This window comes from Streptomyces sp. NPDC014894 (assembly GCF_043080985.1).
Classification (GTDB): Bacteria; Actinomycetota; Actinomycetes; order Streptomycetales; family Streptomycetaceae; genus Streptomyces.
In genome coordinates this window covers 115,078-129,873 of sequence record NZ_JBIBWD010000003.1, presented here as the reverse complement: position 1 = coordinate 129,873, position 14,796 = coordinate 115,078, and the positions used below count along the sequence as shown (strand labels likewise).

Sequence of the window (14,796 nt, the reverse complement as noted above, 5' to 3'; positions counted from 1 at the left end):
AGGGGGGGGCGGCGGGAGCCGGGCCGGTCAGTGACCGGAGGTGGCCTTGAGGCCGACCACCGCGACCAGCAGCAGCGAGACGAAGAAGATCCGCGCCGCCGTCACCGGCTCGTTCAGCGCCACCATGCCGACGATCGCCGCACCGGCGGCTCCGATGCCGACCCAGACGCCGTACGCGGTGCCGATCGGCAGCGTCTTGGCGGCCTGCGCCAGCAGGACCATGCTCGCGACGATCCCGGCGCCGGTGAACACACTGGGCCACAGCTTGGTGAACCCGTCGGTGAACTTCATACCGATCGACCAGCCGATTTCCAGCACACCGGCGACGATCAACAGAACCCAGGCCATGACGGCACCTCCGAGACGCACTGCTTCGACAGGGTGCGTCGTCTTTACGGAAGCCCGGTACGGCGCGTCTCGTCGGGGTGTCCCCACCGTAGCAAAAACGGGGGGCGGGGGTGGTGAGGGCGATCACCAGGGGGTGGTCCGGGCAGGGCCCGGGGACGGCCGGGTTCCGGGCCTCCGGGCCTCCGGGCTCCGGGCTCCGGTCTTCCGGGCTCCGGTCTTCCGGGCTCCGGCGGGGCGGAGCCCGGAGCCTCAGAGATAGAGGCCCGTGGAGTCCTCGGAGCCCTGGAAGCGGTCGGCGGCCACCGCGTGCAGATCGCGCTCGCGCATCAGGACGTACGCCACCCCGCGCACCTCGACCTCGGCACGGTCCTCGGGGTCGTACAGCACCCGGTCGCCCGGCTCCACGGTCCGCACGTTCTGACCCACGGCGACGACCTCGGCCCAGGCCAGCCGGCGGCCCACAGCGGCGGTCGCCGGGATGACGATGCCCCCGCTGGAACGCCGCTCGCCCTCCGGGATGTCGGTCCGCACCAGCACACGGTCGTGCAGCATCCGGATGGGGAGCTTGTCGTGCTGGGTGCTCTGCTCATGACTGTTGGCGCTCACGCGTCGAACTTACCCGCCCCCGGGCGTTCCATCGGTGCTCGGGGTGGGACGGCCCGGTGTCCGTACGGCGCGCGGCGGGCACGGACGGCCGGTGTCCGTACGGCGCGCGGCGCGCGGGCCCGGTGCGCACGGCCCGTTCAGGACCGGCCCGGGGCCCGGCCGGGCCGGACCCGGCGGTCGCTCAGGACCTGCCGCGGCGGGAGGAGACGGCGAGCAGCCCCACCAGCCCGACGACCACCAGGGCCACCGGAACCACCCGCTCCAGACGGGGCGTGCCGTCCTCGGAGACGAACCTCGACCGCACACCCGTCACCGTGCGGTTCACCGCGGCGAAGGCACGGCCCGTGGTGTGGTCCACCGTCTCGGCGACCTTCGCCCTCGCGTCGCCGATGACGGTCTTGGGATGCACCCGCACCCCGATCTCATCGAGCGTCTCGGCAAGCTGCTCGCGCCGGCGGACGATGTCCGCCTCGATCTGCGCAGGGGTCCTCGCGTCCGACACCGCGCTGCCTCCGTGGTCGTGATCCGGTACTTCCTCATCGACAGTCTGTCAGCTCGGGCGCGCACGCACCCCACGGCACCCCTATTACGCTCGGCGGCGTACACCCGCACGGCTTGTCCCGCCGGCGCGATCCGGCCCGGCCCCACGAGGAGAACCATGAGCGAGCGACTCCAGCCCGGCGACACCGCCCCCGCATTCACCCTGCCCGACGCGGACGGCAAGGAGGTGTCGCTCGCCTCCTACCGGGGCCGGAAGGTCATCGTCTACTTCTACCCGGCCGCCCTCACCCCCGGCTGCACCAAGCAGGCCTGCGACTTCACCGACAACCTCCAGCTGCTCGCGGACGCCAGCTACGACGTCATCGGCGTCTCCCCCGACAAGCCGGAGAAGCTGGCCAAGTTCCGTGAGCAGGAGAGCCTCGAGGTCACCCTGGTCGGCGATCCCTCGAAGGAGACGCTGACGGCGTACGGCGCCTTCGGCGAGAAGAAGCTCTACGGGAAGACGGTCACCGGAGTGATCCGCTCCACCGTCGTCGTCAACGAGGACGGGACCGTGGAGCGGGCCCTCTACAACGTCAAGGCCACCGGCCATGTCGCCAAGATCATCAAGGATCTGGGCATCTGACCCTCCCGGTCCCTCCCGTCCGCGCACGGCCTGTCCCGCTTCCCCCGAAGTGAGGCAGGCCGTTCCGCATTCCGGACGTAACCGTCCGGATCCCGGTTCGTTGACCCATTCGAGTCGCGAACGCGCGACTGGGACGGAGGACGAACGATCGTGCGCGGAAGCCCGTACACCCGGGAACGACTGGCCGAGGCCGCCGCCTCCTCGCGGACGCTCTCCGAGGCGGTGAGCCGGCTGGGAGCCGACCCGAAGAGCGGGGCCCGGCGGTACATAGCCGAACGCATGCGCCGGATGGGCACCCCGACCGCCCACTTCGAACGCGAAGGCTCCCGCTGGACCAAAGCGGTCCTCGCACCGGCCGTCGCCGCCTCGGCGAGCGTCTGCGAGGTGCTGCGCCGCCTGGGCATCGAGGCGGTCGGCGGACAGCACACCCACATCAGCCGCCGCATCAAGGCGTACGGGATCGACACCTCGCACTTCCGGCCGCCGGCGCGCACGGAACGGACGAAGAACAACCGGCGTCGCCTCCCGGCGGCGGAGCTGCTCGTGAAGGATCGCTCGGAGCACCCCCGGCGCAGACCGAGCCGACTGCTCAAGCGGGCGCTGCTCGATCTCGGGGGCGACGACCGGTGCGCCCTCTGCGGGGTCGAACCCCTGTGGCAGGGACACACCCTTCCGCTCGAGGTCGACCACATCAACGGGGACTGGAGCGACAACCGGCGAGCGAATCTGCGGCTTCTCTGCCCCAACTGCCACGCCACGACCGACACCTATCGCGGACGCAACAGAAGAGGAAGCCCGCGCCCGGCCCGGGGCCTCACGGGTGAACAACCATGAGCCGGGGCGAATACACCCGCGAACTGCTGTCCGACGCGGCCCGGCGCTGCCAGAGCATCGACGAGGTCATCGCGTTCCTCGGAACGCCGCGGTACGAACAGCTCGGCCGCTATCTGCGGCGACGGTTCGCCCACTACGGCATTGACATCTCCCATTTCGCTGCGGACGGCAGACGTCCCCGCCCCTCGGCGGCCGAACTGCGTCGGGCCGTGGCCGACTCGATCTCGATCGCGGCCGCCCTCCGGCGACTGGGCAGGGCGGGCAGCGGCCGGCAGCGCGTGCTGCTGCTGCGGTGGATCGCCGAGGAAGGCATCGACACATCGCACTTCCTCGGCCAGGCGCACCGGCGGGGCAAGCCGGGTCCGGCGTCGGCCCGGCGCCCGTCAGACGTCCTGGTGAAGCGCGACACGGGCCGCCGCGTCCAGGCCCAGGTGCTGCGCCGGGCCCTGCGCGCCACCGGCGTCCCCGAGCGCTGTGCGGGATGCGGCACGGGACCGGCCTGGCACGGGAGACCCATGACCCTCGAAGTCGACCACGTCAACGGCGACTGGACGGACAACCGCCCGGAGAATCTCAGGCTCCTCTGCCCCAACTGCCACGCCATTACCAGCACCTGGTGCCGAGGGGGCGATCGCCGCACATAACGGCAGCATCCACAACGCCGCACCAGCCGCTTGCCGCTACGATGGCAAGCGGCCGGCGGCCGTTGCTGAATGGTATAAGCGGAGGTTTTAGGTGCCTCTGGGCTTTTTGCCCATGTGGGTTCGAATCCCATCGGCCGCACTGCCTCAAGGGCACCCCTCAGGGGTGCCCTTCGGCACATCCGCGGTCTCCCGGCTCAGCCCACCAGCTCCCGCACCACCGGCACCAGCGCCCTGAACGCCTTCCCCCGGTGGCTGATCGCGTTCTTCTCCGCCGGGGTCAGCTCCGCGGCGGTGCGGGTCTCGCCGTCGGGCTGGAGGACGGGGTCGTAGCCGAAGCCGCCGGAGCCGGCGGGGGCGGTGCGGAGGGTGCCGGGCATACGGCCCTCGACGACGCGTTCGGAGCCGTCGGGGAGGGCGAGGGCGGCGGCGCAGAAGAAGTGGGCCGCGCGGTGCTCGGGGGCGATGTCGGAGAGCTGGGCGAGGAGCAGCGCGAGATTGGCGGCGTCGTCGCCGTGGGCGCCGGCCCAGCGGGCGGAGAAGATCCCGGGTGCGCCGCCGAGGACGTCCACGCAGAGGCCGGAGTCGTCGGCGACGGCGGGCAGTCCGGTGGCCCGGGCCAGGGCGTGCGCCTTGAGCAGGGCGTTCTCGGCGAAGGTGACGCCGGTTTCCTTGACGTCGGGGATCTCGGGATAGGCGTCCGTGCCGACGAGCTCGTACGGAAGCTCCGCGTCGGCGAGGATGGCCCTGAGTTCGGTGATCTTCCCGGCGTTGCGGGTGGCGAGGACGATACGGGTCATGCCCCGATTATCGGGGCCCCCGGACCGGGTTTCGTCCGGGGGCCGCCTCGGGCAGGGTCAGGGGCTGCAGACCTTGCCCATCTCGGCCGCGGCGTCGGTGACCGGGGAGATGTCGGGGGTGGTGTCGCCGCCCTCGATGGACTTGCGGACGTTGTCGACGGCGGTGTTGAGGTCGTCGGAGGCCTTCTTCACATCCGCGTTGTCCGTCTTGTCGCCCAGCTCGGTCAGTTCCTTGTCGATGGAGTCGAGGGCCTCACGCGCCTTGGTGGGGTCCTCGGCGGCGCTGCCGACGGCCTGGGTGAGCTGGTCGACGCTGGTGGTCACGGCCTTGGCGGTGTCGACGCAGTCGAGGGCCTTGTCGATGGCGCTGCATCCGACGGTGATCGGCAGGATCAGAGCGGCGGTGGCGAGCGAAAGAGCGATACGGCGGCGCGAGGCCATGGAACTTGTCCCTCCCGGATGTGGCCGGACGCGCGGTTTCGTCCGCGCGTCCGTGACCCTAACGACGCCCCTGGGGGCGTTTTTGGTTGCTTCTTTACCCGACCTTGACGTCGGCTATTCGGTTGCGGCCTCGGTGCGCGCCAGGGCGTCGCGCTGGATCGCGGCGAGGTCGACGCAGCCGCCGGCCGCGAGGTCGAGCAGGGCGTTCAGCTCCGCGCGGTCGAAGGGCTCGGCCTCGGCGGTGCCCTGGACCTCGACGAAGCGGCCGTCGCCGGTGCAGACGACGTTCATGTCGGTGTCGGCGCGGACGTCCTCCTCGTAGCAGAGGTCGAGGAGGGGCACGCCGTCCACGATGCCGACGGAGACGGCGGCGACGGTGTCGGTGAGCGGCCGGCGTCCGGCCCGTACCAGCTTGCGCTCCTGGGCCCAGGCGACGGCGTCGGCGAGGGCGACATAGGCGCCGGTGATGGCGGCGGTGCGGGTGCCGCCGTCGGCCTGGAGCACATCGCAGTCCAGGACGATGGTGTTCTCGCCGAGGGCCTTGTAGTCGATGACGGCGCGCAGCGAGCGGCCGATGAGGCGGCTGATCTCGTGGGTGCGGCCGCCGATCTTGCCGCGGACGGATTCGCGGTCGCCGCGGGTGTTGGTGGCGCGGGGGAGCATCGAGTATTCGGCGGTGACCCAGCCTTCGCCGCTGCCCTTGCGCCAGCGCGGCACGCCTTCGGTGACGGAGGCGGTGCAGAAGACTTTGGTGTCGCCGAAGGAGATGAGGACGGAGCCCTCGGCGTGCTTGCTCCATCCGCGCTGGATGGTGACGGGACGGAGCTGTTCGGGGGTGCGGCCGTCGATTCGAGACATGGGTGCGAGCCTATCGGCTGCGCACAAGGGCCCCTCTCCATCGGGAGCGGGGCCCTGGCGGGCGGCTGCCGCGGCCGGCCCGGCGGGGGCGGTGCGCGGGGTGAGTCAGCCGGTGGGGCGGGTCACATCATGTCTTCGATCTCGGCGGCGATCGGGTCGGCGTCGGTGCCGATGACGACCTGGATCGCGGTGCCCATCTTGACGACGCCGTGGGCGCCGGCGGCCTTGAGGGCGGCCTCGTCGACGAGGTCGGGGTCGGCGACTTCGGTGCGGAGGCGGGTGATGCAGCCCTCGATCTCCTCGATGTTGTCGACTCCGCCGAGGCCGGCGACGATCTTCTCTGCCTTGCTGGCCATGTTCTCTCCCTGCGTTTCAAGCGGCGCCCGTGTCGGGCGCTCGGAGCTGCGTCGGCCCACCAGCGGTCCGCTTTGTCACGGTAACGCACGGTTGGCCCATCTTCACGGGCGGGTATCCGTGAACTACCGAATGATGACGATCACCGGCGTTCCCTGCCGCCGCCACGGCACGGCGCCGGTCCCGGCCCGGCCGAGATCTCGGCCGGGCCAGGAGCCGTACCGCAACTGGTCTACACCAGTCCAGAACACCTGCCAAACCTGGCCTGTTCCGGGAGGACGCCGATGACCTCAGCGAGTGCCACCGCACCACAGCCGTCCGTGTGGAGCAAATTGTTCCAGGGGCTCCAGAAGATGGGGCGGAGCCTCCAGCTCCCCATCGCCGTGCTGCCCGCGGCGGGGATCCTGAACCGGCTGGGCCAGCCCGACGTCTTCGGCGCGGACGGTCTGGGCTGGAACGACGTGGCCAAGGTCATGGCGGGGGCGGGCGGCGCGCTGCTCGACGCCAACATCGGACTGCCGCTGCTGTTCTGCGTCGGCGTGGCGATCGGCATGGCGAAGAAGTCCGACGGGTCGACCGCGCTGGCGGCGGTCGTCGGCTTCCTCGTCTACTACAACGTCCTGCTGCAGTTCCCCAAGGACTGCGAGGTCGGCGGCGAGGTGGTGGTCACCGGCTGCCAGGGCGCGGACGGGTCGGTCACGCCCTTCACGTATCAGAATCCCGGGGTCTTCGGCGGCATCGTGATGGGTCTGCTGGCGGCGTACTTCTGGCAGCGCTACCACCGCACCAAGCTGGTCGACTGGCTGGGCTTCTTCAACGGCCGGCGGCTGGTGCCGATCATCATGGCGTTCGTGGCGATCGCCTTCGCCGCCCTGTGTCTGTGGATCTGGCCGCCGATCGGCTCCGCGCTGGAGAGCTTCAGCGACTGGCTGGTCAGCCTCGGCGCGTGGGGATCGGGCATCTTCGGGGTCACCAACCGGGCGCTGCTGGTGATCGGGCTGCACCAGTTCCTCAATGTGCCGATCTGGTTCCAGCTCGGCAGCTACACCAAGCCGGACGGCACGGTGGTCCACGGTGACATCACGATGTTCCTGGCCGGGGACCCGAACGCGGGACAGTTCACCACGGGCTTCTTCCCGATCATGATGTTCGCGCTGCCCGCGGCCTGTCTGGCGATCACCCACTGCGCCCATCCGCACCGCCGGAAGGAGATCGGCGGGCTGATGCTGTCGGTCGGTCTGACCTCGTTCGTGACGGGCATCACCGAGCCGATCGAGTACTCCTTCCTCTTCGTCGCCCCGGCGCTCTACGCGATCCACGCGGTGCTCACGGGTGTGTCGATGGCGGTGAGCTGGGCGCTCGGCGTCAAGGACGGGTTCAGCTTCTCGGCCGGGCTGATCGACTACGTGATCAACTGGAGCCTGGCGACGAAACCCTGGCTGATCATTCCGATCGGGCTCTGTTTCGCGGTGGTCTATTACGCGATCTTCCGGTTCGCGATCACCAAGTTCAATCTTCCGGTGCCCGGGCGGGAGCCCGAGGAGATCGAGAAGGAGCTGGAGCAGGACAACGTCAAATAACCCCTGATCCAGGGGTTTCCGGGGAATTCAAGGGGTTCGTCCAGGCCGCGGTGCGGGCCGGGCGAACCCCTTTCCGCGTGTACGGGGAGATCGCGGGGGAAGGCGGGGCGACGGAGGGCGGCTCATCGCCGTACGCGGGGGCGCCGGGGGTCCCGTGATCACCTGCCGATACATTCGCAGGATTGTTGCGGAATCAGTCCCATTACGAAGGTTCCTTATCTATCTTTCACGTGCTACAAAGGTCTACACCACTCAGTGGTGTAGACCACGCGGCGCGTGCCGCGGTCCCCCCTGAGACGCCGCCTTCCCCCGCATCAGCCCCCAGGCGGCGCCTTGTCCCCCTGGAGGAATGTGATGACCACCGCCGGCGCCGCCCCCGCGGCGCAGAAGAAGAAGGGCGCGGGCGTGATGGCCGTCATGCAGCGCATCGGCCGCAGCCTGATGCTGCCGGTGGCCGTGCTGCCCGCCGCCGCGCTCCTGGTCCGCCTCGGCAACGACGACATGCTCGGACGCGAGTCCTTCCCGGCCTTCATCACCAAGATCGCCGGTTATATGCACGCGGGCGGCAACGCGCTTCTCGACAATATGCCGCTGCTCTTCGCCGTCGGCATCGCGATCGGCTTCGCGAAGAAGTCGGACGGCTCCACCGCGCTCGCCGCCGTCACCGGATACCTCGTCTTCAAGAGCGTCCTCGGCACCTTCACCGACAAGAATCTGCCGAAGGTCGCCGAAGTCGTCGACGGCAAGATAGTGATGCAGGAAGCCCCCGTGGACGCGAAAGTCCTCGGCGGAGTCGTGATGGGCATCGTCGTCGCCCTGCTCTACCAGCGCTTCTACCGCACCAAGCTGCCCGACTGGGCCGGATTCTTCGGCGGACGACGGCTCGTCCCCATCCTCTCCGCCTTCGCGGGCCTCGTCATCGGCATCGCCTTCGGCTTCATCTGGCCGGTCCTCGGCACCGGACTCCACAACTTCGGCGAATGGCTCGTCGGCTCCGGCGCGGTCGGCGCGGGCATCTTCGGCGTCGCCAACCGCGCGCTGATCCCCGTCGGCATGCACCACCTGCTGAACTCGTTCCCCTGGCTCCAGGCCGGCTCCTACGAGGGCAAGAGCGGCGACATCGCCCGATTCCTCGCGGGCGACCCGACCGCCGGGCAGTTCATGACCGGCTTCTTCCCGATCATGATGTTCGCGCTGCCCGCCGCCTGTCTCGCGATCGTCCACTGCGCCCGCCCCGAGCGCCGCAAGGTCGTCGGCGGAATGATGCTCTCGCTGGCGCTGACCTCCTTCGTCACCGGAGTCACCGAGCCCATCGAGTTCACCTTCATGTTCATCGCGCCGGTGCTGTACGCGATCCACGCGGTGCTCACCGGGGTGTCGCTGGCGCTGACCTGGGCCCTCGGCATGAAGGACGGCTTCGGCTTCTCGGCCGGAGCGGTGGACTTCCTGCTGAACCTCGGGATCGCGTCCAACCCGTGGGGGCTGGCGCTGGTCGGAGTGTGCTTCGCGGCCGTGTACTACGTGGTCTTCCGGTTCGCGATCACCAAGTTCAATCTGCCGACCCCCGGGCGCGAGTCCGACGAGGAACTCGCCGAGCTGCTGAAGGCCGAGGCCAAGTAAGGCGTACGCCGCTCAGCGCGACGGCCCCGGTTCCCTCTCGGAACCGGGGCCGTCGCGCTGTCCCGGCGGGTACGCGGGCGAGGCGCGGGCGCGCGCTACACCGTGTACGTCACCCCCGGGGCCGCGATCTCGGCGGGGCCGCCGTAGACCTCGCGGGCGTCCGCCAGATTGCGCTGTCCGTCGGTCCACGGCGGCACATGGGTCAGCACCAGCCGGCCCGCCCCCGCGCGCTCCGCGTGGGCGCCCGCCTCTCGGCCATTGAGGTGAAGATCCGGGACGCTCTCCTTCCCGTACGTGAAGGACGCCTCGCAGAGAAAGAGATCCACCCCATTCGCCAGCTCGTGGAGCGCCTCGCACACGCCCGTGTCGCCCGAGTACGCCAGCGACCGGCCGCCGTGCTCGACCCGGATGCCGTACGACTCGACGGGGTGGGCGACCCGCTCCGTGCGCACGGAGAACGGGCCGATGTCGAAACTCCCCGGCTTCAGGGTGTGGAAGTCGAAGACCTCGCTCATGGCGGAGGGGGACGGGGTGTCCGCGTACGCGGTGATGAGGCGCTGCTCGGTGCCCTCGGGCCCGTAGACCGGGAGGGCGTCGCAGCGGCCGCCCTCATGGCGGTAGTAGCGGGCCACGAAGTACCCGCACATGTCGATGCAGTGGTCGGCGTGGAGATGGCTGAGGAAGATGGCATCGAGGTCGTAGAGACCGATGTGGCGCTGCAGCTCGCCCAGGGCGCCATTGCCCATGTCGAGGAGCAGCCGGAAGCCGTCGGCCTCTACGAGGTAGCTCGAACAGGCCGATTCCGCGGACGGGAACGACCCCGAGCAGCCGACGACGGTGAGCTTCATTGAGCTTGGACCTCCGTTGACGGGGAGGAGGGCTGGGGGTGGGTCTGGGTCGTGCGGTCCGTTGAGCGTAAAGCGCAAAACGAGGTGCCGCTCCTCCGGGGTGGGGCGTTGTGGGCGAACTCACCTGCGCTGTCACCGATTCGGCCGCCACACAAAAGAGAACCCCCCGGGCCGTGCCCCTGCGGGTGTGCCCTGCGGGCGGCCCGGAGGCGTCCACCAAGCCCCGCCGGCGATTCAGGCGCGGGGGCTCGGGGGCCGGCCCCCGACAACGGCCCGCACCCACGGAACCGGGGCCGTCCTCAAACGCCGGACGGGCTGGAACTCGCGCCACAGGGTCGGGCAGGCTCAGCCCCGCCGGCGATTGAGGCGCGCGGGGGCCCGGGGCCCCCGGGGCGGAGGGAAGGGTCAGGCCCAGAGCTGGCCCTGGAGGAGGTCGATCGCGGCCTCGGTGGTGGGCGCGGTGTACACCCCGGTGGAGAGGTACTTCCAGCCCCCGTCGGCCACGACGAAGACGATGTCCGCCGTCTCCCCGGCGGCCACCGCCTTCTTCCCCACCCCTATCGCCGCGTGCAGCGCCGCCCCCGTCGACACCCCCGCGAAGATCCCCTCCTGCTGGAGCAGCTCCCGCGTGCGCGCGACCGCGTCCGCCGACCCCACCGAGAAGCGGGTGGTCAGCACGGAGGCGTCGTACAGCTCCGGCACGAAGCCCTCGTCCAGGTTCCGCAGGCCGTACACCAGGTCGTCGTAGCGCGGCTCGGCGGCCACGATGCGGACTCCGGGGACGTGTTCGCGGAGGTAGCGGCCCACGCCCATGAGGGTGCCGGTGGTGCCGAGGCCGGCCACGAAGTGGGTGATGGACGGGAGGTCGTCGAGGATCTCCGGGCCGGTGGTGGCGTAGTGCGCGCCCGCGTTGTCCGGGTTGCCGTACTGGTAGAGCATGACCCACGACGGGTTCTCCGCGGCCAGCTCCTTCGCGACGCGGACCGCGGTGTTCGAGCCGCCCGCCGCCGGGGAGGGGATGATCTCCGCGCCCCACATCGCCAGCAGCTGCCTGCGCTCCTCGCTGGTGTTCTCCGGCATGACGCAGACCATGCGGTAGCCCTTGAGCTTGGCCGCCATGGCCAGCGAGATGCCGGTGTTGCCGGAGGTCGGCTCCAGGATCGTGCAGCCGGGCGTCAGCCGGCCGTCCTTCTCCGCCTGTTCGACCATGTGGAGGGCCGGGCGGTCCTTGATCGAGCCGGTCGGGTTGCGGTCCTCCAGCTTGGCCCAGACGCGGACCTCGTCCGAGGGGGACAGCCTCGGGAGGCGGACCAGGGGGGTGTTGCCGACCGCGGCGAGCGGGGAGTCGTAACGCATCAGTACATGCCGCCGGCGACCGCCGGGAGGATGGTGACGGTGTCGCCGTCGGAGAGCTTCGTGGAGATGCCGTCCAGGAAGCGGACGTCCTCGTCGTTCAGGTAGACGTTGACGAAGCGGCGGAGCTGGTCGCCGTCGACGATGCGCTCCCGGATGCCCTGGTGGCGGGTCTCCAGGTCGGTGAGGAGATCGGCGATGGTGTCGCCGCTTCCGGGGACGGCCTTCGCGCCGTCGGTGTAGGTCCGGAGGATGGTCGGGATGCGGACGTCGATGGCCATGGCGTGGACTCCAGTCGTCAGGACGGAAGGGCGAGGAGCGGGTGCGCGGCGGGCCGCGGTCGAGAGGCTCGGCAGCCGGGAAAGCGGTGGGGCTTTCGGTGCTCAGGGACACATCGCGCTGGCAAGGCGGCACAGGTCGACATGGAGCCGCGCTACGAGCAGCACGGAGCCGCCTCGCGTCGTATCGCTCATGTCGTGGAGAACCATGCGGTCATCGTATCGATTCCCGGTCCGGGTTCTGGAATACGGTCTCGTATGCCGGACGAATTCCGTTCACTATGCGGGAGGGAGGTAGGTGATGGCAGGGGCTCCGGTCACCGGATGGACCGCTATCTCGGCCGCGACCTCGTAGACCTCGGCGAGCAGTTCGGAGGTCAGCACCTCGTGGGGCGTGCCGGAGGCGACCACGCGTCCGGCCTTCAGCACATGGATGCGGTCGCAGTAGTACGCGGCGAGGTTGAGGTCGTGCAGGGCCAGCACGCTGGTGGTGCCCAGGGCGCGGATGAGGCCGAGGATCTCCAGCTGGTAGCGGATGTCGAGATGGTTGGTGGGCTCGTCCAGGACCAGCAGCGCGGGCCGCTGGACCAGGGCCCGGGCGACGAGCGCCCGCTGGCGCTCCCCGCCGGAGAGGGAGGGGAAGGCCCGGTCGGCGAGGCAGGTGATGCTCAGCCGGTCGAGGGCGTCGTCGACGGCGTCGGCGTCGCTCGCGCTGTCCTGTTCCCAGAAGCGTTTGTGCGGGGCGCGGCCCATGGCGACGATCTCGCGGACGGTGAGTTCGAATTCGCCGGGGCTGTCCTGGGGGACGCTGGCGACCCGCCGGGCGCGGGCCTTGGGGCCGAGGGCGGTCAGATCGTCGCCGTCGAGCAGGACGCGTCCGGCGGCGGGGCGCAGGGTGCCGTAGACGCAGCGCAGGAGGGTGGTCTTGCCGCTGCCGTTCGGTCCGACGAGGCCGACGGTCTCGCCGGGGCGGGCGTCGAGGTCGACGCCGTGCAGCAGGGTGCGGCCGGCGGTCTCGTAGGTGATGCCGGTCAGGGTGAGGGACGCGCTCACAGGGCGGCTCCTTGTGCGGTGCGGGAGCGCATCAGCCAGAGGAAGAGGGGGCCGCCGATGAGGGCGGTGAGGACGCCGACGGGGATGTCCTGGGGGGAGGCGACGGTGCGGGCCGCGAGGTCGGCGACGACGAGGGCGACCGCGCCGCCGAGCGCGGCGACCGGCAGCAGGGCCCGGTGGGTCGCGCCGACCAGCAGCCGGGCGGCGTGCGGCACCATCAGGCCGATGAAGCCGACGGCTCCGCTGGCGGAGACGAGGACGGCGGTGACCAGGGAGACGAGGACGAAGGCGGCGGCGCGGAAGCGGGAGACGTCCAGGCCGAGGACGGTGGCCCCCTCCTCGCCCACGAGCAGCAGGTCGAGCGGGCGGGCGAGGGCGAACAGCAGCGGCAGGGAGACGGCGAGGACGGCGCCGGGCACCCAGAGGACGTCCCAGCGGGCGCTGCCCAGGCCGCCGAGGGACCAGTAGAGCGCCTCGCGGAAGTGCTCGGGCCGGGCGGAGGCGACGAGGACGAGGGTGGTGAGGGCGGTGAGGATGTACGAGACGGTCACCCCCGCGAGCACCAGCCGGGTGCCGGTCATGGAGCCGCCGCGGCGGGCCAGTCCGTAGACGAGGATCATCGCGCCGAGCGCTCCGGCGAACGCGCCGACGGGCATGGCGACGGCGGTGGTGGCGCCGATGCCGAGGGTGAGGACGACGACCGCGCCGGTGGAGGCGCCGGAGGAGATCCCGAGGAGGAAGGGGTCGGCGAGCCGGTTGCGCACCAGGGCCTGGAGGACCGTGCCGACGACGGCGAGCCCGGAGCCGACGAGGACGCCGAGGAGGACCCGGGGCAGCCGTACGTCGACGACGATGGTGCGGAAGGGGCTGGGTTCCGCGCCGGGGAGGAGGGCCTCGATCACCTGTCCGGGCGGGATCCGTACGGAGCCGAGGCCGAGGCCCGCGATGACGGCGGCGGCCAGTGCGGCGGTCAGCGCGGTGAGGACGGCCCCGTACCGCAGCCGGGAGCGGAGCCCCGGCCGCGGTGCGGGCCCGGCCGCGGCGGGGGCCTTCGCCGGCGCCTGGAGGAGCTTCACCGGTCGAACTGCGACGCCAGCTTGGCGATGGCGTCGGGAGCGCGCACCCCGAGCACCGCGTCGGAGAGCGGCAGCACCGCGAATTTCTTGTTCTTGACGGCGGGGACGTCGCGCAGGGCCGGGTCGTCGAGCAGGCGCTTCTTCTTCTGTTCGACGGTGGTGGAGCCGTAGTCGAGGATGACGACGATCTCGGGGGCGCGGGCCACCACCTGCTCCCAGGTGGCGTCGCCGAAGGCCTTGTCGACGTCGGCGAAGACGTTGCGGCCGCCGGCGCGGGTGATCAGCTCGTTGCCGATGCCGGCGCCGCCCGCGGTCTGGGCGGTCTTGTCGCCGCTGTCGTAGACGAAGACGGGCCGGGGCTCGCGGCCCTTCAGTCCGTTCTCGGCGGCGGCGACGGTGGCGCGGGCCTTCGTGACCCACTTCTCGGCGCGGTCGCCGACGCCGAAGGTGCGGCCGATCTCGTCGACCTCTCGGTAGACGTCGTCCAGGGTGGTGCGGCCCTCGGCGCAGTATTCGATGTTGAGCCGGGAGTCGATGCCGGACTTCTTCAGCTCGTCCCGGGTGCGCCCGTCCTTGGGGTCGAAGGCGCTGGCGTAGCCGCCGTAGACGAAGTCGGGGTCGGCGGCGAGCAGCTTCTCCTTGGAGGGGTACTCCTCGGCGAGGACGGGGACGGCGTCGTAGGTCTTCTTGTAGCGCGGCAGGACCTCGTCGTCGAGGAAGGCGGTGCCGACGAGGGACTTCTCCAGGCCCAGTTCCAGCATGATCTCGGTGACGTGCTGGTTCATGGTGACGGCCCGTTCGGGGGCCTTCTGGTACGTCGTCCTCACACCGCAGTTGTCGACGGTGTACGGGAAGGAGCCGCCGGCCTCGGCGGGCTTGCCGGTCTTGGCGCCGGCGTCGCCGTCGGAGCCGCAGGCGGCGAGCGGGAGCAGCAGGGCGGCGGCTATGAGTGCGTGGGCGGAACGGCGTCCGGACATGAC

The 14,796-nt window shown here is 70.7% G+C and carries 19 protein-coding genes, 1 tRNA gene and 1 riboswitch; of the genes, 6 read left to right on the top strand and 14 right to left on the bottom strand.

Annotation, left to right across the window (positions count from 1 at the left end):
* Positions 1-27 precede the first annotated feature (27 nt).
* From ACF089_RS08545 to ACF089_RS08535, 3 genes are all read right to left on the bottom strand, one after another.
* A complete protein-coding gene (locus ACF089_RS08545; protein ID WP_392023677.1) occupies positions 28-348 on the bottom strand; it encodes a DMT family transporter in 321 nt (106 codons plus the stop codon).
* 32 nt (positions 349-380) lie between these two features.
* A riboswitch (guanidine-III (ykkC-III) riboswitch) is annotated at positions 381-456 on the bottom strand.
* Between the two features lie 141 nt (positions 457-597).
* On the bottom strand, positions 598-954 hold the full coding sequence (locus ACF089_RS08540; protein WP_392023675.1) for a GroES family chaperonin: 357 nt from the start codon (positions 952-954) through the stop codon (positions 598-600).
* A 181-nt stretch (positions 955-1,135) separates the two neighbouring features.
* Entirely contained in the window at positions 1,136-1,456 is a 321-nt protein-coding gene (locus tag ACF089_RS08535; protein ID WP_392023672.1) for a DUF3618 domain-containing protein, read from the bottom strand.
* A 156-nt stretch (positions 1,457-1,612) separates the two neighbouring features.
* Between ACF089_RS08535 and bcp the strand changes: the two genes are divergently transcribed.
* The 4 genes from bcp (at position 1,613) to ACF089_RS08515 (ending at position 3,697) form a co-directional block, all read left to right on the top strand.
* Positions 1,613-2,080, top strand: a complete 468-nt coding sequence (gene bcp / locus ACF089_RS08530) for a thioredoxin-dependent thiol peroxidase (protein ID WP_392023669.1) — start codon at positions 1,613-1,615, stop codon at positions 2,078-2,080.
* Positions 2,081-2,230: 150 nt separating this feature from the next.
* Positions 2,231-2,914, top strand: a complete 684-nt coding sequence (locus ACF089_RS08525) for an HNH endonuclease signature motif containing protein (protein ID WP_392023666.1) — start codon at positions 2,231-2,233, stop codon at positions 2,912-2,914.
* Entirely contained in the window at positions 2,911-3,558 is a 648-nt protein-coding gene (locus ACF089_RS08520) for an HNH endonuclease signature motif containing protein (RefSeq protein ID WP_392023664.1), read from the top strand. Before ACF089_RS08525 ends, ACF089_RS08520 begins: the two co-directional genes overlap by 4 nt.
* A 55-nt stretch (positions 3,559-3,613) precedes the next feature.
* A tRNA-Leu gene (locus ACF089_RS08515) sits at positions 3,614-3,697 on the top strand.
* Positions 3,698-3,752: 55 nt separating this feature from the next.
* On the opposite strand, the gene rdgB is transcribed toward ACF089_RS08515, so the two are convergent.
* The 4 genes from rdgB to ACF089_RS08495 all read right to left on the bottom strand — a co-directional run bounded on the left by rdgB (position 3,753) and on the right by ACF089_RS08495 (position 6,070).
* Complete coding sequence (gene rdgB / locus ACF089_RS08510) at positions 3,753-4,355, bottom strand: RdgB/HAM1 family non-canonical purine NTP pyrophosphatase (RefSeq protein ID WP_392023661.1); 603 nt, start codon at positions 4,353-4,355, stop codon at positions 3,753-3,755.
* 57 nt (positions 4,356-4,412) lie between these two features.
* Complete coding sequence (locus tag ACF089_RS08505; protein WP_392023659.1) at positions 4,413-4,796, bottom strand: hypothetical protein; 384 nt, start codon at positions 4,794-4,796, stop codon at positions 4,413-4,415.
* Positions 4,797-4,910: 114 nt separating this feature from the next.
* A complete protein-coding gene (gene rph / locus ACF089_RS08500; protein ID WP_392023656.1) occupies positions 4,911-5,654 on the bottom strand; it encodes a ribonuclease PH in 744 nt (247 codons plus the stop codon).
* A gap of 122 nt (positions 5,655-5,776) precedes the next feature.
* Positions 5,777-6,070, bottom strand: coding sequence for a glucose PTS transporter subunit EIIB (locus ACF089_RS08495; protein ID WP_392023652.1), 294 nt, complete (start codon positions 6,068-6,070; stop codon positions 5,777-5,779).
* Between the two features lie 222 nt (positions 6,071-6,292).
* Between ACF089_RS08495 and ACF089_RS08490 the strand changes: the two genes are divergently transcribed.
* A complete protein-coding gene (locus ACF089_RS08490) occupies positions 6,293-7,588 on the top strand; it encodes a PTS transporter subunit EIIC (protein WP_392023649.1) in 1,296 nt (431 codons plus the stop codon).
* 354 nt (positions 7,589-7,942) lie between these two features.
* Positions 7,943-9,208: a PTS transporter subunit EIIC gene (locus ACF089_RS08485; RefSeq protein WP_392023646.1), complete on the top strand. Its 1,266-nt coding sequence runs from the start codon at positions 7,943-7,945 to the stop codon at positions 9,206-9,208.
* A gap of 95 nt (positions 9,209-9,303) precedes the next feature.
* Here ACF089_RS08485 and ACF089_RS08480 read toward each other — a convergent pair whose 3' ends face one another.
* The 7 genes from ACF089_RS08480 to ACF089_RS08450 all read right to left on the bottom strand — a co-directional run bounded on the left by ACF089_RS08480 (position 9,304) and on the right by ACF089_RS08450 (position 14,793).
* Positions 9,304-10,056, bottom strand: coding sequence for an MBL fold metallo-hydrolase (locus tag ACF089_RS08480; RefSeq protein ID WP_392023644.1), 753 nt, complete (start codon positions 10,054-10,056; stop codon positions 9,304-9,306).
* Positions 10,057-10,461: 405 nt separating this feature from the next.
* Entirely contained in the window at positions 10,462-11,412 is a 951-nt protein-coding gene (locus ACF089_RS08475; protein ID WP_392023643.1) for a PLP-dependent cysteine synthase family protein, read from the bottom strand.
* The gene (locus tag ACF089_RS08470; RefSeq protein ID WP_392023640.1) at positions 11,412-11,690 is read right to left on the bottom strand and encodes a MoaD/ThiS family protein; all 279 of its coding nucleotides are present in this window, start codon (positions 11,688-11,690) and stop codon (positions 11,412-11,414) included. The genes ACF089_RS08475 and ACF089_RS08470 overlap by 1 nt, the downstream gene beginning before the upstream one ends.
* A 102-nt stretch (positions 11,691-11,792) precedes the next feature.
* Positions 11,793-11,897: a putative leader peptide gene (locus ACF089_RS08465; RefSeq protein ID WP_392023638.1), complete on the bottom strand. Its 105-nt coding sequence runs from the start codon at positions 11,895-11,897 to the stop codon at positions 11,793-11,795.
* Positions 11,898-11,966: 69 nt separating this feature from the next.
* Positions 11,967-12,740: an ABC transporter ATP-binding protein gene (locus ACF089_RS08460; protein WP_392023635.1), complete on the bottom strand. Its 774-nt coding sequence runs from the start codon at positions 12,738-12,740 to the stop codon at positions 11,967-11,969.
* Positions 12,737-13,816, bottom strand: a complete 1,080-nt coding sequence (locus tag ACF089_RS08455) for a FecCD family ABC transporter permease (RefSeq protein WP_392023632.1) — start codon at positions 13,814-13,816, stop codon at positions 12,737-12,739. The genes ACF089_RS08460 and ACF089_RS08455 overlap by 4 nt, the downstream gene beginning before the upstream one ends.
* Positions 13,813-14,793 (bottom strand): ABC transporter substrate-binding protein, encoded by a 981-nt coding sequence (locus ACF089_RS08450; protein WP_392023630.1) that lies wholly within the window; start codon positions 14,791-14,793, stop codon positions 13,813-13,815. The genes ACF089_RS08455 and ACF089_RS08450 overlap by 4 nt, the downstream gene beginning before the upstream one ends.
* Between the last annotated feature and the right edge of the window lie 3 nt (positions 14,794-14,796).